Consider the following 21,104-nt stretch of genomic DNA (forward strand, 5'->3'; position numbering starts at 1 on the left):
GGAGAAGGTGCCCCGAAGGGGCGGATGAGGGGAAGCCCTTAAAGCTCTTGGAGCTCTTAAGGCTTTTGAGCTTTAAAGCCCCTCACCCCAACCCCTCTCCCGCATGCGGGAGAAGGGCTTAAAGCCTTTAGATCCGCTTGAACACCAGCGTGCCGTTGGTGCCGCCGAAGCCGAAGCCGTTGGACATCACCACGTCCACCTGCGCCTTGCGGGCCACGTTCGGCACGTAGTCCAGGTCGCAGCCTTCGCCCGGCTCGTCCAGGTTGATGGTCGGCGGGATGACGCCGGTTTCCAGCGCCTTGACCGAGAAGATCGCTTCCACGCCGCCGGCTGCGCCAAGCAGGTGGCCGGTCATCGATTTGGTCGAGCTCACCAGCAGCTTGTAGGCGTGATCGCCGAAGGCAGTCTTCATCGCCATGGTCTCGCCCAGGTCGCCCAGCGGCGTGGAGGTGCCGTGTGCGTTGAGATAGCCGACCTGCTCCGGGGTGACGCCTGCGTCCTTCATCGCCGCCACCATGCAGCGCGCGGCGCCTTCGCCGTTCTCGCTCGGTGCGGTCATGTGGTACGCGTCGGAGCTTGCGCCGAAGCCGGCCAGCTCGCAGTAGATGCGTGCGCCGCGCGCCTTGGCGTGCTCGTACTCTTCCAGGATCAGGATGCCGGCACCGTCGCCCAGTACGAAACCGTCACGGCCCTTGTCCCACGGGCGCGAGGCCTTGGTCGGGTCATCGTTGCGGGTGGACATGGCCTTCATCGCGCAGAAGCCGCCCAGGGCGGTCGGCGAGGAACCACGCTCGGCGCCACCGGCAACCATCACGTCGGCATCGCCGTACTGGATCATGCGCATCGCCGTACCAATGGAATGGTTGGACGTGGCACAGGCCGACACCGCCGAGAACGAGGGCCCCTTCAGCCCGGCGATGATGCTCAGCTGGCCCGGCAGCATGTTGATGATGGTCTTGGGCACGTAGAAGGGCGAAATCTTCTTGCCCTCGTGGAACTCGATGGTCTGTTCCTCGATGCCCAGCAGGCCGCCGATGCCGGCGCCAACAATGGCGCCGATGCGCTCGGCATTGGCATCGGTGATTTCCAGGCCCGAGTCATGCAGCGCCATGAACGCCGCGCCCAGGCCGTAATGGATGAACGGGTCCATCTTCTTGGCATCCTTGCCACTGACCCGATACTTGCCGAACAAGGGGTTGTCGGCGGTGATGTCGAAATCCTTGACCTCACCTGCAATTTTGGTGGTGAAACGTTCCAGATAGTTATCTGCAACGCTCGTCAGCGGGCCAATGCCCGAGCGGCCATTGATGATGCCTTCCCAGCTGCTGGCCAGATCATTGCCCAGCGGCGACACCATGCCCATGCCGGTAACGACGACGCGACGACTCATTGCGGATTCTCCTGGCCCCGTTCACGGGGGTTGAAGCGGTGAAAAGCACAGGGCCGCATCTGCGGCCCCATGAGATTTGCAACGCGGCGGGTGATTCATGCCGGCCGCGTCCTGTCAGGCGTGAATCAGGCCTTGACGTGTGCCTTGACGTAGTCGATGGCAGCCTGAACGGTGCCGATCTTCTCAGCCTCTTCGTCCGGGATTTCGCACTCGAACTCTTCTTCCAGCGCCATCACCAGCTCGACGGTGTCCAGCGAGTCGGCACCCAGGTCATCGACGAACGATGCGCTGGTGGTGACTTCCTCTTCCTTGACGCCAAGCTGCTCGACAACAATCTTCTTGACGCGTTCTTCGATGGTGCTCATTGGATATCGCTCCAGATGGAGTAGTGGTTCAAAAGACGCCATCACGTGGTGATGGCCGTGGGATAGTGTAGTGGAAAGCGCCGCGCCCATGCATTTTTGCAAAAAGTTACGGCGATCAACCACTTGGGTGCAGTCCCTGCACCACACGCTTACGGCATGTACAAGCCGCCGTTCACGTGAAGGGTTTCGCCGGTGATGTAGCTGGCCGACGGGCCGGCCAGGAAACCCACCGCCTTGGCGATGTCTGCCGGCTCGCCGAGGCGGCCCAGCGCAACCTGGCCGAGCATCGCCGCCTTGGCGTCCTCGGGCAGATCCTTGGTCATGTCGGTGTCGATGAAGCCCGGGGCGACCACGTTCACGGTCACGCCGCGGCTGCCGATTTCCTTGGCCAGCGACTTGGAGAAAGCAATGATGCCGGCCTTGGCCGCGGCGTAGTTGGCCTGGCCGGCGTTGCCGGTCACGCCGATCACCGAGGCGATGTTGATGATGCGGCCCTTGCGCGCCTTCATCATGCCGCGCATCACCGCCTTGGAGGTGCGGTAGACGCTGGTCAGGTTGGTGTCGAGGATGGCCTGCCAGTCCTCGTCCTTCATGCGCATCAGCAGGTTGTCGCGGGTGATGCCGGCGTTGTTGACCAGGACGGTGATGGCACCGAATTCCTTGCTCACCGCCTCAATCAGCGCATCCACCGCGCCCGGTTCGGTCACGTTCAGCGCGCGGCCGTGGCCGCCCTGCGCGGCCAGGCGCTCGCCGATGGCGGCAGCGCCGGATTCGGTGGTTGCCGTGCCGATGACGGTGGCGCCCAGGGCGGCCAGTTCGTCGGCAATGGCCGCACCAATGCCACGGCTTGCGCCGGTGACGAGCGCGATTTCACCCTGCAATGGCTTGCTCATGCTGTTTCCTCTTTCCTGCGAGGCCGTCGTGGACGGTCCCCGGTCATGGCCGGGCGCAGGCCGCACCCCGGGCCGGTTGGATTACGGGGCCCACTCTTCCAGCGCGCCGGCAAAATCGGCCGGGGTGGCGAGCGAACGTCCATCAATGCTCTTGTCGATGCGCTTGACCAGGCCGGTCAGCACCTTGCCCGGGCCGCACTCGGCCACGCGGCTGACACCCTGCGCCGCCAGCGCCTGCACGCAGCCGGTCCACTGCACCGGCTGGTAAAGCTGCTGCACCAGCGCCTGGCGGATCGCAGCCACGCCGTCATGCACCTTGGCATCGACGTTCTGCACCACCGGCAACTGCGGCGCGCGCCAATCCAGCCCGGCCATCACTTCGGCCAGACGATTGGCGGCTTCGCGCATCAGCGGCGTATGCGACGGCACACTGACCGCCAGCTTGACCGCCTTGCGCACGCCCTTCTCGGCCAGCAGCGCCAGCGCACGGTCCACGGCAGCGGCGTCGCCGCCGATGACGATCTGGCCCGGCGAATTGAAATTGGCCGGCACCACCACCTGGCTGCCCGCCGCTTCGGCACAGACGGCCTCAACCACGGCATCCTCGGCGCCAAGCACGGCCGCCATGGCACCGACGCCCGCCGGGGCCGCGTCCTGCATCAGCTGGCCACGCAGGCGCACCAGATGCGCGCCGTCGCGCAGGGTCAGGGCGCCAGCGGCAACCAGCGCGGTGTATTCACCCAGGCTATGGCCCGCCAGCACGGCCGGCTTTGCGCCACCCTGGGCATTCCACAGGCGCCATACCGCAATGCTCGCCGCCAGCAAGGCCGGCTGGGTGAACTCGGTGCGGTTGAGCTGTTCTTCCGGGCCGCCCTGCGACAAGGCCCACAGGTCCACGCCCGCGCCTTCAGAAGCTTCTGTGAAGGTTTCACGGATCTGCGGATGCAGTTCTGCCAGTTCAGCCAACATCCCAATGGACTGGGAACCTTGGCCGGGGAACACGAAAGCGAGTCGGGAATCAGTCACGCGGTCATCTGCTGCACGAATCGAAGCGGCGAATCATAAGCGCGAAAGCGCCCGCGCGTCTGTACTGGCGCGTATGCAGGCACCCGCAACCCTGCAATATCGAGCCCTCCCGCGCACCACACCTGAACGCCCGGCGGATACAAAACGAGCAGCCATTGGCTGCCCGTTCGATACACAGATTGCCGGAACCGCTCAGTAGCGCAGCAGCGCCGAGCCCCAGGTGAAACCGCCACCAAAGGCTTCCAACAACAGCAGCTGGCCACGCTCCACACGGCCGGAACGGATCGCCGCGTCCAGTGCCAACGGCACCGAGCCGGCGGAGGTGTTGCCGTGCTTGTCCACAGTCACCACTACCTGGTCCATCGACATGTCCAGACGCTTGGCGGTGGCTTCGATGATGCGCAGGTTGGCCTGGTGCGGGATCAACCAATCCAGGTCGGACTTGTCCAGGCCGTTGGCCTGCAGGGTTTCATCAACGACCGAGTCCAGCGCCTTGACGGCGTACTTGAACACGTCGTTGCCCTTCATGGTCAGCTTGCCGGGCCTGTCCAGGCCGGTGGATACACCGACCGGGTGCCACAGCAGCTCCTTCTTGCTGCCGTCGGCATGCAGGTGGGTGCTGAGGATGCCGGTGTCTTCGTCGGCCTTGAGCACGACGGCGCCCGCGCCATCGCCGAACAGCACGCAGGTGGTGCGGTCGGTCCAGTCAACGATACGGGTCAGGGTTTCCGCGCCGATCACCAGGACATGCCTGGCGTCACCGCTGCGGATGAATTTGTCGGCCACGCTCAGGGCAAACAGGAAGCCCGAACATGCCGCATTGACGTCAAACGCCGCCGAGCCGGTCGCGCCAAGGCGCGCCTGGATCAAGCAGGCGGTGGACGGAAAGATGAGATCCGGCGTGGTGGTGCCCACGATGATCATGTCCAGCTGCGAAGCCTCGATGCCGGCAGCCTCCAGCGCACGCAGCGCGGCGTGGTAGCCCAGGTCGCTGGTGGTTTCGCCTTCGGCAGCGACATGCCGCTCACGGATGCCCGTGCGCGACTGAATCCACTCATCGGTCGTGTCCACGATCTTGGCCAGATCGTCGTTGGTCAACACTTTCTCGGGCAAGTAACTACCAGTGCCCGCGATCCTCGAGTAGATCCGCTTGCTCATGCTGTTTCCTGTTGCGCGAAGCCGCCCTGAGGCGGCCCCGGAAGAATCGGTGAGGCGGCCGCCACGCGAACGTGGCGGCCGTCACGAATCAATCTTCTTCGACGACCGAGGACGACTTGGTCGTGATCACCTTCTTGCCACGGTAGAAACCGTCAGCAGTGATGTGGTGACGCAGATGCACTTCACCCGTGGTCGGGTCGGTGGACAGCTGCTTGGCGCTCAGGGCGTCGTGCGCACGGCGCTGGCCGCGGCGGGACGGGGTAACACGGGATTTCTGCACAGCCATGGGATTGCTCCAAACTCGGTTCGTTTGCTTCGTCGTTTAATTGCACGGGACGCCAGCGTCCAGCACTACTCTCGCTTTCGCCGCGACCGCCGACGATAACCGGCCGCTATTGTTTCTTCAGCGCCGCCAATGCCGCAAACGGATTGGCCTTGCTTTGTTCCTCTTCGGTCGCCGGCCAGTCGCGTTCGACCGCCTCGCTTCCCGGTGCCAGCGCCACTACCGGCACGGCCAACACCAATTCGTCCTCGACGATTTCCAGCGGGTGCAGGTTGCCATCTTCCGGCACCAGCAGCGCTTCATAGTCGGGCGGGAGCGCAGACTCCTCGTCTTCGTCGCGGATCAACCCCAGCCGCTGCCTGATCGACACCGGCAGCAGAAAACGCTGCATGGTGCGCTGACAGATCAACGGCAACGCCGTTTCGATGGTCAGCTCGACATAGGCCACCTGAAGAACGTCATCGCGACCGAATTCCAGCGCGTAAGTGCACTGGCCTTCGGCATCGGCGACAAGGCCTTGCAGGCGGGTCAACTCGGACAAAGGCACCTGGCCGTCGAAGCACCTGCGTGCTGCGACCATCCGCCAAGCATCCAGCAATTCGGGCACGTTCGCGGACATAAGCTGCAGAATGTTAAGGAGTACCCCGGTCGCTGTCAAACCCAAGCGGCCAGCAACGTTGTCTCGGGAAGCGGACAGCAGCAGACTGCTGCGCCCGGACGCCGCATTTTCCCACATGACCGACCTGATCCTCGCCTCCACCTCCCGTTATCGGGCCGAATTGCTGGCCAGGTTACGGCTCCCGTTCAGTTCGGAGGCCCCCAGGGTGGACGAAACGCCGCTGCCAGGCGAAGCACCCGCAGCCCTGGCCCAGCGCCTGGCCAGGGCCAAGGCGCTGGCAATCGCCCTGCAACGGCCCGGCTGCTGGGTCATCGGCTCGGACCAGGTGGCCGAGGTGAACGGTGCGCCGCTCGGCAAGCCCGGCACCGTGGAAGCGGCCTGCACGCAGCTGGCCACCATGTCCGGCCATGAAATCCGCTTCCACACGGCGCTTTGCCTGAGCAACGGCAGCACGCACCTGCAGGCCTGCGATGTGACCCGCGTTCAGTTCCGCAGGCTGGATACCGCAGAAATCGCGCGTTACGTCGCCGCCGAGCAGCCGCTGGACTGCGCTGGCAGCTTCAAATGCGAAGGCCTGGGCATCAGCTTGTTCGAGGCGATCCACAGCAGCGACCCGACGGCCTTGGTGGGGCTGCCGCTGATCCAGCTGTCAGCCCTGCTGCGACAGGCCGGCTATCAACTGCCCTGAAGCGACGTTGCGCGCATTGCCGGGGCCGCAACAACCCTAGCGCTCCACCACGAACGGTTGCTCGGCCCATTGTTCAACGCTGCCGTCCGCGCCATGCAGGCGCAGGCCCAGCCAGTGCTTGCCCGGGACGAGACCACGGACGTCGAGGCGGCCATCAAAGCCCACATGCGGATGATGCGGATCATTCGTGCCCGGCCACGCGGCACGGATGTCGAAATCACGGCCGTAGACCGCATCGCCCACGCTGCGCCCATCCAGCAGCAGCTCCACACGCGATAGACCGGCGCCGTCCTTGAAAGCCCAGCCGGCAACCTCAAGCGTGTCGGCGACAACGGCCCCGGCCACTGGCGCATCCACCCACGCCATCGCCGGGGTCACGCAGGGCCCGGACTGTTTCTGCGCAGGCAAACGGAACAACAGGAAGCGCTGGAAACCATGATCCAGCGACACCACGCGTGGCGGCGGCAGCGGCCCGACCAGCGCGCAGACCTGGTGATAACGCGCGAGCAGATCGCGATAGCGCAGGTCACTCGGCGCCAGCACCAGCAACTGCGGGCCGGGACGCTCGCCCTTGCTCAGCAGGCCCCACAACTGCAGTTGCGCGGTACGGCCGTGACGATCATTGAGCGCGTGCGGCAGCACCGTGATGGAAGGATCGTCGAGCCGGAAACCCAGCTCCGCCCCCACCTTGAAACTGTCCGCCAGCATTGTGGCGTCGCCCGGCATGTTTGCCAGTTCCTCACGCACCGCTTCGGCCAGCGGTTGCCAGCCGGCGAAGTTGCGCGGGTAGTACTTGCTGCCGGCCATCTGCTCACGCAGCGACGGCACCGACACCACCACGTAGTACCCCAGCGCGAACACCAGGCCCGCCGCAACGGTTACCCAGACACAACGCCGCCACAACCGCGACCAGCGATTGAGCAGCAGCGGCACGCAGATCAGCAGCGCCAGATACCCCGGCAGCGGCCAGTGGAAGCTGATGCGCTCCACGTCGGTGAAGAAACCCAACACGAAAATCAGCAAGGTCGAGGTCGCCCCCACCAGCGCAAAGTAACGCCATTGCACGTGATGGAAGCCGCCCTGCACTTTGCGCAGGCCGCTGGCCGCAACCGCCACCATCGCCACAAACAACAGCGGCGTAACCATCAGCGGCTGGATCAGCAGAAAACGCAGGCCTTCGCCGTGGAACATCCACGGATGCCGCTCCATCACCTGGAACTTGAGACCCGCGTCCTGGTTGTCCAGGTTCCAGGCCAGCAACGGCAGCCAGGCGAAGATGCCCACCGCCAACGCCATCCACACGCGCGGATCACGCAATACCCGGCGCCCTTCGGGCAACAGCATCAGGGCGATGAAACCCATGCCGATGACACCGATGAAGCGATAGTGGCTGAGCGCACCGATCGCCAGACCCAGCGCCAGCATCAGCGCGCCGCCGGCATCGACGTTGCGCAGCAGGCGCGCGCCGGCATCCAGGCACAGCACCGCAGCGAGCGCCATCGGCACATCCGGCACCGCGAGAATGCCCAGCGTGGCCGACAACGGCATCAGCAGCGTGAGCGCGCCGGCCTGCCAACCAATACGCCCGCCAAACCAGCGCGCGGTGATGCGGGCGATCAACCACGGCAGCAACGCCCCCATCAGCAGGAACGGCAGGCGCAGACCGAGCCGGTTGTCGCCGGCAGCCTCCACGCCCAGGCGCGCCAACCAGGCCGTCAGGCCAGGGAGGTCGGAATACGCGGCAGCCAGATGCTGCCCTTCCTGCCAATAGAACGATTCGTCCACGAACAGTGGCAACTGTGATGCAACCAGCACCTTGACCGTGGTGACCAACGCCCACAGCACAAGGAACGTAATGTATGCGCGTTGCTCACCCCGGATTGCCACTTACACTTCCTCAACTTTGGAATATGAGACGACCATGACCCTGGTGTCCGCCGGAATGCTAACCGATGTCACGTTGCAGTCATTGCAGAAGGCACAGGAGCAGGTCAATTCACTGCTGCTGGGCAAGGCGCAGGAGGTTCGGCTGGCCTTTGTCGCGCTGTTGTCCGGTGGACATCTGCTGATCGAAGACCTGCCCGGGCTGGGCAAGACCACGCTGGCCCACGCCATGGCGTCCAGCCTGGGCCTGCAGTTCCAGCGCGTGCAGTTCACCTCGGACCTGTTGCCGGCCGACGTGCTGGGCATCTCCATCTATGAAGCCCACAGCCGCAGCTTCCAGTTCCACCCCGGGCCGGTGTTCTGCAATGTGCTGCTGGCCGATGAAATCAACCGTGCACCGCCGCGCACACAGAGCGCGCTGCTGGAGGCGATGGCCGAGCAGCAGGTGACGCTTGATGGCGTCACCCACACCCTGCCGGACCCGTTCTTCGTCATCGCCACGCAGAACCCGGTGGACATGTCCGGCACGTTCCCGCTGCCGGATTCGCAGCTGGACCGCTTCCTGCTGCGGCTCACCCTGGGCTACCCCAACGCCGAGGCCGAGCGCGCACTGCTCAGTGGCAGCAGCCGTCGTGAGTTGATCGCACGTGCCGTGCCCTGCCTGTCCGACCAGGACATCGTGGCGCTGCGTGAGGCGGTCGAGCAGGTGCATGCCAGCGACGCGCTGATCGACTATGTGCAGGCGCTGCTCACGCGCAGCCGCCAGCATCCGGGGGTCAAGGTCGGGCTGTCGCCTCGTGCCGGCATCGCCCTGCTGCGTGCGGCCAAGGCACATGCCTTGTTGCTGGGCAGGAAGCACGTGGTGCCCGAGGATGTGCAGGCCTTGTTCATTGCCGTGGCCGGGCACCGTTTGATGGCCGAGGCCGAATCGTCATCCGGCCCGGTGCTGGCGCGCGCGATCCTGCACAGCGTGCGGGTTGATTGAGTGATCGCCCGGTTGCGACAACGGCTGCAGTCCCTGCAATGGCTGGCACGCCCGCGCCAACCCGAAGCATTGCCGGCACAACTGGACCGCCACCGCATCTACGTGCTGCCCACCGGCTTTGGCCTGTTCCTGGCCGGGTTGCTGGCGACGATGCTGCTGGGCGCACTGAACTACAACAACAATCCCGCGCTGCTGCTGGCGCTGGCGCTGGCAGCCACTGCGCTGGCCAGTGCGGTGTATGCGCATCTGCAGCTGTCCGGCATTCGCCTTGAAACGCTCTCGGCCGAACCCGTACCGGCCGGCACGCCGATCCAGCTGCGGCTGGCTCTGGCACGCACCGGCACCCGCCCGCGCCGCGCCCTGCAGATCAGCCACGAAGACGCCCGCACCACCGTGAGCCTCACCGCCGACAGCCAGGTTGAGGCCGATCTCGCGTTGCCCACGCAGGTACGCGGCTGGCTGGATATCTCCCGCATCCGCATCACCACCACGCAGCCACTGGGGCTGGTGCGCGCCTGGTCGTGGTTCTGGCCGGACGCCCCGCTGTTGGTCTACCCCGCAGCAGAACTCAACGCACCGCCGCTGCCCGATACCGGCACTACTTCATCCCGCACGCACGTCCACCCGATGGGTGACGAGCTGCAGCAGCTGCGCGCCTATCGCAAGGGCGATGCCCTGCGCACGATTGCGTGGAAGCACTCCGCGCGCCGCGATGGTCTGCTGGTGCGCGAATACGAACGCCCGGTGGGTGCGGAGCTGGTGCTGGACTGGCAGCAACTGCATGCCCTGCCCTACGAACGCCGCATCGCCCGCCTTGCGCGCTGGGTGGATGACGCCGAACGCGAGGGCCGTCGCTATCAACTGCGCCTGCCCGGCAACCCGGCCATCGGCCCGGATGTCGGCGACAGCCACCGCCACCTGTGCCTGCGCGCACTCGCCCTGTTGCCGCCCGCATGAGCACCACGCCCTCTCCCGCACTTGGTACGCACGCACGCGGCGGGGTACTGCTGACCACCGCACTGTCGCTGCTGCCGCTGCTGCTGCAGTTGCCCGGTGTATTGGCCGGCGTCTTCGGCGCGACCGCACTGCTGGTTGCCGCATTGGCGTGGCGGCGCCCGGTGCCGTTGCCGCTGCGCCTGCTGCTGGTCAGCACCATGCTGGCCGCAATTTACTGGCAGATGGGCGCCCACCCCGGCCGCGACACCGGCTGCGCCCTGCTGGCCGCGATGCTGGCGATCAAATCCAGCGAACTGCGCACCCTGCGCGACGCACGCAGCCTGCTCGGCTTCGCCCTGTTCGCGCCATTCGCCGCCTTCCTGCTGGACCAGGGCCCCACCACCTTGCTGCTGGCCACCGCAGCGGTGATCTGCGCGCTGCTGGCCCTGCAACGGCTGGCTGACGACGAAGCCGGCGTCATCGCCCTGCCACCCCGCGGGCAGCTGCAAACCGTCGGCAGACTGATGCTGCTTGCCCTGCCGCTGGCGCTGTCCGCGTTCTGGCTGGTGCCGCGCCTGGGCAGCCCGCTGTGGGGCATTCCAGACCGTGTGGTCAGCCGCCCCGGTTTGTCCGACAGCATGGAGCCCGGCGCGTGGATCGACCTGATGGCCGACGACAGCCCGGCCCTGCGCGCGCAGTTCTTCGGCCCGGTGCCGCCGGCCGACCAGCGTTATTGGCGCGGCCCGGTGCTGACCCGCTTCGACGGCCGCAGCTGGACCCGCTCCAACGGCCAGCAACACACCGCCCCGGCCGCCTTCGAGGCCGGCAACCTGCGCTGGGATTACCAGATCGAATACGAGGCCAGTGACAACCGCCAACTCGTCGCGCTCGATCTGCCCCTGGCCGCCCCCGCCGACAGCCAGTTGGACGCCGACTACAGCCTCAGCAGCAACCGCTCGCTGACCGCCCTGACCCGCTGGCGGATGCAATCGGCGCCACCGCGCAGCTTCCAGTCGGAATTGCCCGAACGGCTACGCCGGCAAACCCTGCAGCTTCCCGAAGGCTTCAACCCGCGCACACTCGCGCTGGCCAAACAATGGCGCGCAGACGCCGGCCAGGACGATGCCGCCATCGTGCGCCGCAGCCTGGAGTGGATCCACCGCGAGTTCGCCTACACCCTGTCCACGCCGCTGGCCGGCCGCCACGTCGCCGACGAATTCCTGTTCGACCAGAAAGCCGGCTTCTGCGAGCACTTCAGTTCCGCATTCGTGGTGCTGATGCGCGGCGCCGGCATTCCCGCGCGCGTGGTGACCGGCTATGCCGGCGGCGTGCGCAACCGCTACGGCGACTATTGGGTGGTGCGCAAGATGGACGCCCATGCCTGGGCCGAAGTGTGGCTGACCGGGCGCGGCTGGGTGCGCGTGGACCCCACCGCCGCCGTTGCCCCGGAGCGCATCTACGACACCCTGGAAGACCGCCTCGGCCAGGGCAACGCCGGCGGGCTGGACCTTGCTGGCCGCTGGGACAGCATCCGGCAGTTCAGCGACTGGATGCGGCGCGGCTGGAACACCGCCTTCCTCTCCTTCGACGCCAAACGCCAGCAGCAACTGCTGCGCCCATTCGGTATCGACCGGCTTACGCCGTCGCAGCTGATCGCGCTGTTCGCCGGCTTCGCCGTGCTGGCACTGGGCCTGATGGCCTGGCTGCTGGCGCGCGGCGAGCGCCAGCGCGATCCACTATTGCGCGCCTGGCATCGGCTGGACCGCCGTTACGCCCGCCTCGGGCTGGGCCGCGAACCCCACGAATCGGCCAACGATTGGGCGCGGCGGGTTGAACTTTATCGCCCTGGAAGCGGTCTGCTGGCACTCAGCCAGCGTTTCACCGATGCGCGATACGCTGGCACCCAGTCCGATCACGTTTCATTATTGGCTGACCTGCACAGGCACCGCCCGAGACACGGAGCACGACCATGAACACCCGCATTCTCATCACCCTTGCCGCCAGCTTGACCCTGGCCGCGTGTGCCACCGCGCCCAAGCCGTTGCAGGGAGAGTTCAACCCCGTCTCGCCGCGCGACTCGGTTGCGCAGAAGCAGACCGGCACGCCGGTGCGCTGGGGTGGCCGCATCATTGAAACGACGCCGGCACAGGGTGAAACCTGCTTCCAGATGATCGCCCGCCCGCTCAACGGCAGTGGCCGCCCGAGCAGCACCGCTTCCGACGCCAGTGACGGCCGCTTCATTGCCTGCCGCGCCGGTTTCTATGACCCGGCTGTGTTCGAGCCCGGCCGCGATGTAACCTTCATCGGCCGCATTGATGGTTACCAGACCACCAAGATCGGCGAGTACGACTATCCACTGCCGAAGATCAACGCCGACGTGGTCTACCTGTGGCCGGTGCAGCGCGAGGTGGACGTGGTTCCGGCCTATCCCTACGGCCCGTGGGGCCCGTCCTGGGGGCCCGGCTGGGGCTGGGGAGGCTGGGGCTATCGCGGCTGGTGGTAAACCCGGCGCCCACGGCAAACAGAAAACGCCGCCTCCGGGCGGCGTTTTTCATGGCCGTCGAAAGGCCTCACTCCTGTCGGCGGATCGTCCAGTTGCCCTCGCCGCCGTCGGGCTGCAGCACCCAGCCAGGCTTGAGGGTCAGCACCCATCCGTCGCCCGCCCACCCCTCGGCCGTTTGCCGCGCACCTGCATGGGCTACCGACAGTTGCTTCCAGTCGCTGGACAACAGGCCATCACCGTGCACGTCCAGCACACCCCACGCAGCGGCGGCGCGGATCACGCCATACACCGCGCCCTGCGGTGGCAATGGCGTTACCCGGTTCGGATCGAAACTGAAACGGGCACCGTTGACCGGAACGCCCAGCACCGGCCCATCGACCAGACGTGCGCGCAGGGCTGCCACCACGTCGGCCTGTTTCTGGGCGCGGGCGGCCTCCTCGGCTTCGACCTCGGCCAGGCCATAGCGCCCACCCGCGCGCTGGAACGCTGCATCACCGGCGTCGACCTGGATTCCCGAGGCGGCCGCAAGCAGCTGCGGCAGACCATCCTTCCGGTTCCAATGGCTGCGCCAGCCCGGTGCGGCCCGGTCCAGCAGGACGCCATAAGCCGGCCCTGTGTAATAGGCGAAGGAACGCGCGTAGGCCATCACGCCATCGCCGCGTTGCAGGTGCTCGGCAAGGTGGGCTTCCAGCGCCGCATCCTGCGCAAGGATGCGGCCGCTGTACTCGGCGATGCCCTCATGGCGCTCCATCGCATCCTCGGCAGCGCGCGCCTGTGGAAAATGCGCCTGCCGCCAGGCCCGGAAGGTCATCGCATCACGGCTGGCCTGTTGCCGCTGATCCTGGGCCGTGGCCTGCATTGCCGCGCGCAACGCGCGTAGTTCCAGCCGCAGGGCAGTACGCCCCTGCGCCGTCTCCAGTTGCTCCTGATCGGCATGGGTGGCAGGCAGGCCGATCTGCGCCTGGATGCGGTGCCAGGCCTCGTGCATGAACAAAATGGATTGCGCCACTGGGTCTTCCGGCAACGGCAGCATCAGCATCGTCCAGGTGCGCCCATTCCATTCCACGGCGGTATTGGCCACCGGCACGCTGTCGGGCAGGCGACCCCGGAAGATCGTGCCCTCGCGCTCCAGCGCGGCATCTGCACCGTCCATGTTGGCAACAAACTGGCGGCTGGCCGGATCGGCCAACAACACCGGGCCGCACAGGCTCACGCCCCAGGCCTTGCCCTCATCGGCGGCGCACAACTGCTGCATGCGCTGGAAGGCTGCGCGGGCGGCGGATGCCTCCGGCATCCCCTGTGCAAACGCTGCCGACGGGAACAACAGGAACAACAGGCCGATGCGCCTGCAGATGCCTCCAGCCACCGAACACCCCCTCATCGCGGAACCGTGCGCCGCGCGTCGTCAAACCCGCTGATGTCCGCTCACGCGGCGCCGAAATGCCCCAGCGCCGCACCGGCCAGCAGGTGCAGGTGGATATGGAACACGGTCTGCCCGGCATCTTCGCGGCAGTTCATGACGATGCGGTAGCCGTTCTGGGCGAAGCCTTCCCTGCGCGCGTATTCGGCAGCGGCCAAGGCCAGCTTGCCGATCAAATGCGCCTGCGACGGCTGCAGGTCATCCAGCGTGGGGATGACTTCATTCTTCGGAATGAAAAGCACATGCACCGGCGCCTGCGGGGCGATGTCCTTGAAGCCCAGCACTTCGTCATCTTCATAGACGATGTTGGCGGGAATCTCGCGGCGGATGATCTTGCCGAAAATCGTGTCGGTCATGCGACGGCTCTCTTGGCGAAAACGGCCTACAGCTTACCGCCCCTGCCGCAGCTATTCGCTGATTTCGCTGCGGCTGCCGAATGCATGCGACAAGGTGCCGCGATCCACGTATTCCAGTTCGCCGCCGAGCGGCAGCCCCTGCGCCAAGCGGCTGGGACGCACTTTATTGCGCCGTGCCAGCTGCGCCAGGTAATGCGCGGTGGCCTCGCCTTCAACGGTGGAATTGGTGGCGATGATCAACTCGGTGACTTCGCCTTCGGCCAGTCGTGCTTCCAGCTTGTCCAGCCCCAGCTCGCGCGGGCCGATGCCGTCCAGCGGCGACAACCGCCCCTGCAACACGTAGTACAAGCCGCGATAGCTGGTGGCATGTTCAATGGCCAGGCGATCAGCCGGTGATTCAATCACGCACAGCATCTGCCGCTCACGGCTGGCGCTGGCGCACACCGGGCAGATTTCGGTTTCGCTGAAATCCCGGCATTGCACGCAATGGCCGATCTTCTCGATGGCCTCGGCCAGCACCTCGGACAAGCGCTGGCCGCCGTCGCGGGCACGTTCCAGCACGTGGTAGGCCATGCGCTGCGCCGTCTTCTGGCCGACGCCCGGCAACACACGGAACGCTTCGATCAGTTGTTCCAGCAGCGGCAGGCTCATCGCAGCAGCTCCATCACAGCACGCTCTTCATCAAAACAAGCGCGCGAAGCCCGGGGGCTTCGCGTCGCGGGTAACGCAGATGCCGGTCACGGCCGGCAACGGCATCATCAGAACGGCAGCTTCATGCCCGGCGGCAGCTTCATGCCGGCCGTGGCCGAGCCCATGCGGCTCTGCGATTCGGCATCGATCTTGTTGGAGGCATCGTTGAAGGCGGCAGCGATCAGGTCTTCCACCATTTCCTGGTCGGACAGCACCGACGGATCGATACGCACCTTGCGGCACTCCTTGGTGCCACTCAGGGTCACCGTGACCATGCCGCCACCGGCGCTGCCGGTGACTTCCAACTTGGCGATTTCTTCCTGGGCCTTCTGCAGGTTTTCCTGCATTTTCTGGGCCTGCTGCATCATCTGGGCGATATTGCCGCGCATGGTTGCTTACTCTTTGAATGGACGGATGGAATCGGCCACGACCCGGGCGCCCTGCTGGATCAGCTGCTGCACCTGCGGGTCGGCCATGAAGACGGCTTCGGCCGCAACTTGTTGTTCACCGCGCTGACGGTCAGCGCGCTCGTGCAACGTCTCGGCCTGGACGTTGCCGGTTTCAATCACGATCTTCGGCGTGCTGCCCAGTACCTGCGACAGGGCCTGGGCCAAGGCGGTAAGCGCGCGCTCGGACTGCAGGTATTCAAAGCCCGGCAGCAAGCCCAGCCGCAGCACACCGTGCTGGTAACTGACGAAGGCGCAGTTGGCCGCCAACTCGCGCGACGGGCCGGACAGCCCACTGTCGGCCACCAGGTCCAGCCACTGCTCGGCGTTGTCCAGCGCGCGGCTGGCGACAGGCTTCGGCTCAATGGCGATGCCGGTTGGCCGTACAGGCGCAGTTGCCGGAGCCGTTGCGACTGGCGCAGCAGGCGCTACCGGCGCAGCCTTGATCGGTGCGGGTGCGGATTCTGGCTCGATGTCCGCCGCCGCCATTTCCATGGCCATGGCTTCGTCGCGTGCGCTGGCATCAGCTGCGTCCATCTCCCACGGCGGCAGATCGTCGGCCGCAGCGCGCGGCTTTTCAGCCAAGGCGGCAGGTGCGGCTGCCTGCGGCGCCGGTGCAGGCGTTTCCTGCACAACCTCGGCAACGGGCGCCGCCATCTCGACCGGCGCGACAACGGCCGGCCTGGGCGCCGGTTCGGCAGGCTTGGCAACCGGCGCGGGGCTGGCTGCGGCAGATGCCGCAACACCGGCACCGGAAGCAACCGGCGCAACACCACCGGCGCCCGCGCCCTGGCCCGAACCTTCCGGCACCGCAGGCACTGCGCCGGACGGGCGGAACGCCAGCATGCGCAGCACGGTCATTTCAAAGCCGGCACGCGGGCTCGGCGCAAGGTGCAGGTCACGGCGGCCACCCAAGGCCATCTGGTACCAGAGCTGCACCACTTCCGGGCGCAGCCGCTGGGCGAAGGCCACCGAATCAATGCCTTCACCCGGCACCACGGTACCCGGCACCAACTGCTGCACCTGGATGCGATGCAGGCCTTCGGCCAGCGCATCGAGCACGCCACTCCAGTCCGGCGAGAACTCGGCCAGCGTGGCCACCACCTGCAACAGGCGGCTGCCGTCGCCATCGGCCAGGGCATCGAGCATGGCCGCCACCTGGGTGCGGTCCACCGTGCCCAGCATGGCGCGCACCACATCCTCGCGCAGCGCGCCGCCGGCATAGGCAATGGACTGGTCCAGCAGCGACAGACCGTCGCGCAGCGAGCCATCGGCCGCACGCGCCAGCTGCACCAGCGCACTGTCGTCGAATTCGATCTGCTCGGCGCCGAGGATGCGGGACATCTGGCCGCGGATCTGTTCCTCATCCAAGCGCTTGAGGTTGAACTGCAGGCAGCGGCTGAGCACGGTGACCGGCAGTTTCTGCGGATCGGTGGTGGCCAGCAGGAACTTCACATGCTCCGGCGGCTCTTCCAGCGTCTTGAGCAGCGCGTTGAACGCCGCCTTGGAGAGCATGTGCACTTCGTCGATCAGGTAGACCTTGTACTTGCCACGCGAAGGCATGTACTGAGCGTTCTCGATCACCTCGCGCACGTCATCCACGCCGGTATTGGACGCGGCGTCGATTTCCAGCAGGTCGATGTAACGGCCGGCATCAATATCCAGGCAGGCCCGGCACTGACCGCACGGATCGGCGCTGGTGCCCTGCTCGCAGTTCAGCGACTTGGCAAAGATGCGGGCAATGGTGGTCTTGCCGACCCCCCGGGTGCCGGTGAACAGGAAGGCGTGGTGGACGCGGCCACTGTCCAGCGCATTGCTCAGCGCGCGGACCACGTGTTCCTGGCCCACCAGCTCGGCAAAACGCTTCGGACGCCACTTGCGGGCAAGGACGAGATAGGACATCAGGCAACCGTCTTCATTCGAGCGCCCATTGTGCCATGCCCCACCCGTCCGCCAGCACCCATGCGTAGGGTGCTTGTGGCGGCGCACCAAGCCCTATAGAATCTGCGCCCCTGCTGAGGTGTTACAGCGGCAGGATCCGGAGAGGTGTCCGAGTGGTTGAAGGAGCACGCCTGGAAAGTGTGTAAGCGTCTAAACCGCGCTTCGGGGGTTCGAATCCCCCTCTCTCCGCCAGATATTGACGCAAGTCATTGAAAGTAAAGCCCGCCAAGTGCGGGCTTTCTTTTTGTTCCCTACTTTGTTCCCTAAGAACGTCGTTGGCTACAATTGGACAACGACAGCAGGGGAAAGCCATGACAAAGACGCCGACATTCGAAGTCGCGTATGGACCACTAGTCGATGTCTGCAAGGCACACGGAATATCCCGTACAAGGGCATTCCAGTACGCGAGCCAAGGATTGCTTGAGACGTTCTCGATGGGAAATCGGACATACGTCTACGTAAGCAGCGTGCACACACTACCGGAGCGGCTGGGGGTGATACGCAGGAAAGACGACGAGACTGACCAAGCATCAGCCTGAGCGGCCCGCTGACTCGCGACACGAAGCCTCTATGCCTTCTTGAGTCCAAGCCTATTGAACACCCGTCTGACCTGCGTCGCGGTCCACATACCGCCTCTACGGGTAGGCCAACCGTAGTTGTTGAGCCATTCTGCGAACTCCACCAAGGTCATGCCAGCCTGCCCCTGCATGGCTTGGTAAAGCAATCGCCCGGTATCCCGACTGTACGCATCGGCCAACGCTCGCCTTTTAAGGTTGGCTTGTTGCGTATCCTCATTCCGGTACTGCTTCAAATCCGGATTGCCTCCGGGTCTGACCATCCCACGCCCCCCTAATTGCGAAATGTAAAATCGCAATATAAGTAACTCACGAGAGCACAAAAACGCAATGCTCCGCGAGGAACGCAATGGAAGACTGGGAATACGAAGCAAGACAAACCGAGTTGCAGAAGGGGCTAGCAAGCCACTTCCTGCAGGACGACTACAACGCCTTCATCACCCTGACCTTCGAGTCGGAAGGGGCGGTCAGCTATGGCCACGCCGAGAAGACTTTCGGTCGCTTCATGCATGCGCTCCGGTGCAGCCTGTTCAAGGAAAGATGCACGTACAGGATGCCCTTGGTTCCAGTCATTGAAAGTTATCCGGGGAGGCCGTTGTGCAGCGGCTCCCCGCATGACTCAAACGAACGGACTCATATCCATTGCTGCATCAAGCTGCCCGGGAATCCTATGGACCATAAGGAATTGGTCCGGAAGACGTGGCTTGGTGCGGGCGGAGTATGCGGGGACCCACATGTCCACGACCGAGATGGTGACAAGTGGTTCATTGGTATTGCAACGCCTGTCGCAATGAGGAGGTACGTCAACTACTCATTGAAGCAGTGCTGTTTCGACCATCAGCCTGTGCTCTGGAACTTTGCGCGCAAGATTCGGACTGCTTGATTAGCTGCTAGACAGCTTCCCTGCAAGGCGTGGAAGTCGAGGCTGTACATCGCTGAAATCGTTGGAGCTGGGGATAGGCCACCCCAGCCCTTGACTAAACTATTGCCAAAATAATCATCGAGGAGGTTTTGGATGGTGCTTGTGAGGAAGAGGGCGAAGACGAGCAGCAACATCTATTGGCTGTTCGTCAGGGGCAGGGTATCGCCTTTCCCTTGGAGAAATGCCAAGCCTTTCGTGAAAGATGGATACGTAGTCCAGATGCTCCATCTGCATTCCTTTCGCTTTTAGAAGCTCAAGGGCGGCTCCGCCAGTGGTCCCAAGCACAATACTGCTGTCTGCTGAGTGTGCTTCACAGTAGGCTGAATACTCTTCTAGGACCCCATCCATGCCTCCGATGAAGACAGCAGCACTGAACTGGTTCTTGCGAATCATCCTATCTCGCATTTCAGCCAAGTTCTTATCCTGCCCTCCCTTCACAGAATCCGTGTACACGACATTCTTGAATTTCTTGTTGTCTTCTGGATATCTGTCCTCGAAGTGCCTTGATTGATAGATGGTGACCCAAGGAGAATAGGGAATCCCCATTTCTTCCGCAGTTGCGTAGATGATAGGTGTGATGGCGGGATGTCCTCCCCAAATCAGCCTACGCCTTCCCAGAGCTACATGAACGAGCGCCGCAATTGCGGAAGTAATCGCGACAGAATCGGCTGTAGTAGCGAAACGATTCTCTTTCCCGAAGTCGGGAACACTCGCGGACAAAAAAATGCACTCTTGACTGTGATGCATCTCATAGCTCCGGTAGTTGCACGGAAGCTTCGCGCACTTTGATTGCTTTGACGGTTGAAATATTCTCATCAAGCCAGCCCAGATGCTTCATCCAAGAGTCCTTAATTCCTAGGTGGTCGTAAACCAGCACCCCGGTCGTCCCCTGTCCGGCCAGATGCGATTTCGTTGCCACGTCATTGAGCAGGTTGGCACTTGGAACACCCACCACAGGATAGGCATACACGCGCTTCCCTTGCGGCAGAGTCATTGCAATTGAACGATAAGCACCGATGCCCTCGAGCGTAGCTCCAATGGCTGCAGCCTCTACCCTGAGCTTGCCAGTAATGGACATGTAGCGCGCAGCGACGGACCGGCTACGCAGCCTCTCTAATGCGTTGGCAATTTGCTGAATCGTACCATCAACCAACGCACCCTCTTTTTCTTCGAACTCATCATCCGCCAAGAAAATTGTCTCCGCCAAATCCGTTTGCGCTTCGGAGCTGTGATTCGGCCAGACCACTCGAAGAACTTGGATGCCGGTTGCCTGCGCTCGAGCGAATTCAAGGCGTGTCCACTTCCTTTCGAAGTAGGTTTTGGTGTCAAGCATTAGCATCACATCGCAGTCACAGAGTCGATGCCAGAGAGACTCCTGAAAGGGTTCGCCGGGCTGCATTGTGTGCGTGTCCAAGAATACGTCGAAACCGAGGCTGCTCAGGACGTCATGCAGCTGAACAGCCGCCGTCCTTGCCTCAGTGCGCCGATAGCTAACAAATACCCGACGCTGCCGCTCAAGCAGGCCGACGCATTCCAGCAGAGCAGAAGCCAGTCGCAGCATTCTTGGGTCAGCATCTGTCAGGCGATAACCGTTCGCCAAACTCAAAACCTCTGGTACCGAGTCCTCAAATGCTTCATCGATACCTACAACAGGGATGACAGGGAGACTCGCCGTTGAGATTTGCCTAGCAATCACCTCATCTGCATGGCCCTTTCCTCGGAAGTACGCAGCCGCGAATGCTAGCTTCCGGTCCATGCCCGCAATTGACCCTCCATCATATAGAGAGACATTGCGACCTATTTCTAGCCCATACGGCTTCAGCATCTCATCCAGTGTGCCAGTAAGAATCTGCCGCTCTTCAGCCGATGCAGCGCCTAGGATTGCGAACTCGTAGAACTTCATGTTCATTCGTGTGACCTCTACCTAGAGAGCGTTGGTGGGGCGAGCGGCCCCCACCCCCGCGGGTATTTTTTTACCCCCCCCTGTGCTGGGTGCTCAATACGCGCCGTAATGCGTTGCGGGG

The 21,104-nt window shown here is 64.2% G+C and carries 22 protein-coding genes and 1 tRNA gene; 7 read left to right on the plus strand and 16 right to left on the minus strand.

Going from position 1 to position 21,104, the window contains the following annotated elements:
• Positions 1-127: 127 nt before the first annotated feature.
• From fabF to ACVOLO_RS05005, 7 genes are all read right to left on the minus strand, one after another.
• Positions 128-1,390: a beta-ketoacyl-ACP synthase II gene (gene fabF, locus ACVOLO_RS04975; protein ID WP_481569177.1), complete on the minus strand. Its 1,263-nt coding sequence runs from the start codon at positions 1,388-1,390 to the stop codon at positions 128-130.
• Positions 1,391-1,515: 125 nt separating this feature from the next.
• A complete protein-coding gene (acpP, locus tag ACVOLO_RS04980; protein ID WP_054659808.1) occupies positions 1,516-1,755 on the minus strand; it encodes an acyl carrier protein in 240 nt (79 codons plus the stop codon).
• A gap of 149 nt (positions 1,756-1,904) precedes the next feature.
• A complete protein-coding gene (fabG, locus tag ACVOLO_RS04985) occupies positions 1,905-2,648 on the minus strand; it encodes a 3-oxoacyl-ACP reductase FabG (RefSeq protein WP_481569178.1) in 744 nt (247 codons plus the stop codon).
• 81 nt (positions 2,649-2,729) lie between these two features.
• The gene (gene fabD, locus ACVOLO_RS04990) at positions 2,730-3,674 is read right to left on the minus strand and encodes an ACP S-malonyltransferase (RefSeq protein ID WP_481569179.1); all 945 of its coding nucleotides are present in this window, start codon (positions 3,672-3,674) and stop codon (positions 2,730-2,732) included.
• A 192-nt stretch (positions 3,675-3,866) separates the two neighbouring features.
• Positions 3,867-4,832: a beta-ketoacyl-ACP synthase III gene (locus ACVOLO_RS04995; RefSeq protein ID WP_481569180.1), complete on the minus strand. Its 966-nt coding sequence runs from the start codon at positions 4,830-4,832 to the stop codon at positions 3,867-3,869.
• An 88-nt stretch (positions 4,833-4,920) separates the two neighbouring features.
• On the minus strand, positions 4,921-5,118 hold the full coding sequence (gene rpmF, locus ACVOLO_RS05000; RefSeq protein ID WP_132864798.1) for a 50S ribosomal protein L32: 198 nt from the start codon (positions 5,116-5,118) through the stop codon (positions 4,921-4,923).
• A gap of 106 nt (positions 5,119-5,224) precedes the next feature.
• A complete protein-coding gene (locus tag ACVOLO_RS05005) occupies positions 5,225-5,734 on the minus strand; it encodes a YceD family protein (RefSeq protein WP_481569202.1) in 510 nt (169 codons plus the stop codon).
• A 115-nt stretch (positions 5,735-5,849) separates the two neighbouring features.
• On the opposite strand from ACVOLO_RS05005, the gene ACVOLO_RS05010 reads away from it, so the two are divergent.
• A complete protein-coding gene (locus ACVOLO_RS05010) occupies positions 5,850-6,422 on the plus strand; it encodes a Maf family protein (protein WP_481569181.1) in 573 nt (190 codons plus the stop codon).
• Positions 6,423-6,458: 36 nt separating this feature from the next.
• Here ACVOLO_RS05010 and ACVOLO_RS05015 read toward each other — a convergent pair whose 3' ends face one another.
• Positions 6,459-8,303, minus strand: a complete 1,845-nt coding sequence (locus ACVOLO_RS05015; RefSeq protein ID WP_481569203.1) for a glycosyltransferase family 39 protein — start codon at positions 8,301-8,303, stop codon at positions 6,459-6,461.
• 40 nt (positions 8,304-8,343) lie between these two features.
• Here ACVOLO_RS05015 and ACVOLO_RS05020 point away from each other — a divergent pair, with 40 nt between their 5' ends.
• The 4 genes from ACVOLO_RS05020 to ACVOLO_RS05035 are packed head-to-tail and all read left to right on the plus strand — an operon-like array spanning position 8,344 to position 12,730.
• Positions 8,344-9,291, plus strand: a complete 948-nt coding sequence (locus ACVOLO_RS05020; RefSeq protein WP_481569182.1) for an AAA family ATPase — start codon at positions 8,344-8,346, stop codon at positions 9,289-9,291.
• Complete coding sequence (locus tag ACVOLO_RS05025) at positions 9,292-10,248, plus strand: DUF58 domain-containing protein (RefSeq protein ID WP_481569183.1); 957 nt, start codon at positions 9,292-9,294, stop codon at positions 10,246-10,248.
• Entirely contained in the window at positions 10,245-12,200 is a 1,956-nt protein-coding gene (locus ACVOLO_RS05030) for a transglutaminase TgpA family protein (protein ID WP_481569184.1), read from the plus strand. Before ACVOLO_RS05025 ends, ACVOLO_RS05030 begins: the two co-directional genes overlap by 4 nt.
• Entirely contained in the window at positions 12,197-12,730 is a 534-nt protein-coding gene (locus ACVOLO_RS05035) for a Slp family lipoprotein (RefSeq protein WP_481569185.1), read from the plus strand. The genes ACVOLO_RS05030 and ACVOLO_RS05035 overlap by 4 nt, the downstream gene beginning before the upstream one ends.
• 67 nt (positions 12,731-12,797) lie before the next feature.
• On the opposite strand, the gene ACVOLO_RS05040 is transcribed toward ACVOLO_RS05035, so the two are convergent.
• The 5 genes from ACVOLO_RS05040 to dnaX all read right to left on the minus strand — a co-directional run bounded on the left by ACVOLO_RS05040 (position 12,798) and on the right by dnaX (position 17,544).
• The gene (locus ACVOLO_RS05040) at positions 12,798-14,096 is read right to left on the minus strand and encodes a hypothetical protein (protein ID WP_481569186.1); all 1,299 of its coding nucleotides are present in this window, start codon (positions 14,094-14,096) and stop codon (positions 12,798-12,800) included.
• Positions 14,097-14,155: 59 nt separating this feature from the next.
• Positions 14,156-14,506 (minus strand): histidine triad nucleotide-binding protein, encoded by a 351-nt coding sequence (locus ACVOLO_RS05045; RefSeq protein ID WP_481569187.1) that lies wholly within the window; start codon positions 14,504-14,506, stop codon positions 14,156-14,158.
• A gap of 51 nt (positions 14,507-14,557) precedes the next feature.
• Positions 14,558-15,157 (minus strand): recombination mediator RecR, encoded by a 600-nt coding sequence (gene recR, locus ACVOLO_RS05050; protein WP_481569188.1) that lies wholly within the window; start codon positions 15,155-15,157, stop codon positions 14,558-14,560.
• Positions 15,158-15,264: 107 nt separating this feature from the next.
• Complete coding sequence (locus ACVOLO_RS05055; protein ID WP_481569189.1) at positions 15,265-15,585, minus strand: YbaB/EbfC family nucleoid-associated protein; 321 nt, start codon at positions 15,583-15,585, stop codon at positions 15,265-15,267.
• 6 nt (positions 15,586-15,591) lie between these two features.
• The gene (dnaX, locus tag ACVOLO_RS05060; RefSeq protein WP_481569190.1) at positions 15,592-17,544 is read right to left on the minus strand and encodes a DNA polymerase III subunit gamma/tau; all 1,953 of its coding nucleotides are present in this window, start codon (positions 17,542-17,544) and stop codon (positions 15,592-15,594) included.
• A gap of 138 nt (positions 17,545-17,682) precedes the next feature.
• Between dnaX and ACVOLO_RS05065 the strand changes: the two genes are divergently transcribed.
• Positions 17,683-17,775 (plus strand) — tRNA-Ser (locus ACVOLO_RS05065).
• A 376-nt stretch (positions 17,776-18,151) separates the two neighbouring features.
• On the opposite strand, the gene ACVOLO_RS05070 is transcribed toward ACVOLO_RS05065, so the two are convergent.
• Entirely contained in the window at positions 18,152-18,421 is a 270-nt protein-coding gene (locus tag ACVOLO_RS05070) for a recombinase family protein (RefSeq protein WP_481569191.1), read from the minus strand.
• A gap of 86 nt (positions 18,422-18,507) precedes the next feature.
• Between ACVOLO_RS05070 and ACVOLO_RS05075 the strand changes: the two genes are divergently transcribed.
• Complete coding sequence (locus ACVOLO_RS05075) at positions 18,508-19,041, plus strand: hypothetical protein (protein WP_481569192.1); 534 nt, start codon at positions 18,508-18,510, stop codon at positions 19,039-19,041.
• A gap of 114 nt (positions 19,042-19,155) precedes the next feature.
• Here the strand turns inward: ACVOLO_RS05075 and ACVOLO_RS05080 are convergent, their stop codons facing one another.
• Positions 19,156-19,827 (minus strand): SLOG domain-containing protein, encoded by a 672-nt coding sequence (locus ACVOLO_RS05080; RefSeq protein WP_481569193.1) that lies wholly within the window; start codon positions 19,825-19,827, stop codon positions 19,156-19,158.
• Position 19,828: 1 nt separating this feature from the next.
• On the minus strand, positions 19,829-20,983 hold the full coding sequence (locus tag ACVOLO_RS05085; protein ID WP_481569194.1) for a toll/interleukin-1 receptor domain-containing protein: 1,155 nt from the start codon (positions 20,981-20,983) through the stop codon (positions 19,829-19,831).
• Positions 20,984-21,104 lie beyond the last annotated feature (121 nt).

It is taken from the genome of Stenotrophomonas sp. STEN056 (genome assembly GCF_056759635.1).

Coding starts and splice junctions, on each gene's coding strand:
- fabF (WP_481569177.1), bottom strand. CDS start 1,390: ATGAGTCGTCGCGTCGTCGTTACCGGCATGGGCATGGTGTCGCCGCTG.
- acpP (WP_054659808.1), bottom strand. CDS start 1,755: ATGAGCACCATCGAAGAACGCGTCAAGAAGATTGTTGTCGAGCAGCTT.
- recR (WP_481569188.1), bottom strand. CDS start 15,157: ATGAGCCTGCCGCTGCTGGAACAACTGATCGAAGCGTTCCGTGTGTTG.
- ACVOLO_RS04995 (WP_481569180.1), bottom strand. CDS start 4,832: ATGAGCAAGCGGATCTACTCGAGGATCGCGGGCACTGGTAGTTACTTG.
- ACVOLO_RS05005 (WP_481569202.1), bottom strand. CDS start 5,734: ATGTCCGCGAACGTGCCCGAATTGCTGGATGCTTGGCGGATGGTCGCA.
- ACVOLO_RS05075 (WP_481569192.1), top strand. CDS start 18,508: ATGGAAGACTGGGAATACGAAGCAAGACAAACCGAGTTGCAGAAGGGG.
- dnaX (WP_481569190.1), bottom strand. CDS start 17,544: ATGTCCTATCTCGTCCTTGCCCGCAAGTGGCGTCCGAAGCGTTTTGCC.
- ACVOLO_RS05080 (WP_481569193.1), bottom strand. CDS start 19,827: ATGCATCACAGTCAAGAGTGCATTTTTTTGTCCGCGAGTGTTCCCGAC.
- fabG (WP_481569178.1), bottom strand. CDS start 2,648: ATGAGCAAGCCATTGCAGGGTGAAATCGCGCTCGTCACCGGCGCAAGC.
- ACVOLO_RS05035 (WP_481569185.1), top strand. CDS start 12,197: ATGAACACCCGCATTCTCATCACCCTTGCCGCCAGCTTGACCCTGGCC.
- ACVOLO_RS05030 (WP_481569184.1), top strand. CDS start 10,245: ATGAGCACCACGCCCTCTCCCGCACTTGGTACGCACGCACGCGGCGGG.
- ACVOLO_RS05010 (WP_481569181.1), top strand. CDS start 5,850: ATGACCGACCTGATCCTCGCCTCCACCTCCCGTTATCGGGCCGAATTG.
- ACVOLO_RS05085 (WP_481569194.1), bottom strand. CDS start 20,983: ATGAAGTTCTACGAGTTCGCAATCCTAGGCGCTGCATCGGCTGAAGAG.
- ACVOLO_RS05020 (WP_481569182.1), top strand. CDS start 8,344: ATGACCCTGGTGTCCGCCGGAATGCTAACCGATGTCACGTTGCAGTCA.
- ACVOLO_RS05055 (WP_481569189.1), bottom strand. CDS start 15,585: ATGCGCGGCAATATCGCCCAGATGATGCAGCAGGCCCAGAAAATGCAG.
- ACVOLO_RS05070 (WP_481569191.1), bottom strand. CDS start 18,421: ATGGTCAGACCCGGAGGCAATCCGGATTTGAAGCAGTACCGGAATGAG.
- ACVOLO_RS05045 (WP_481569187.1), bottom strand. CDS start 14,506: ATGACCGACACGATTTTCGGCAAGATCATCCGCCGCGAGATTCCCGCC.
- rpmF (WP_132864798.1), bottom strand. CDS start 5,118: ATGGCTGTGCAGAAATCCCGTGTTACCCCGTCCCGCCGCGGCCAGCGC.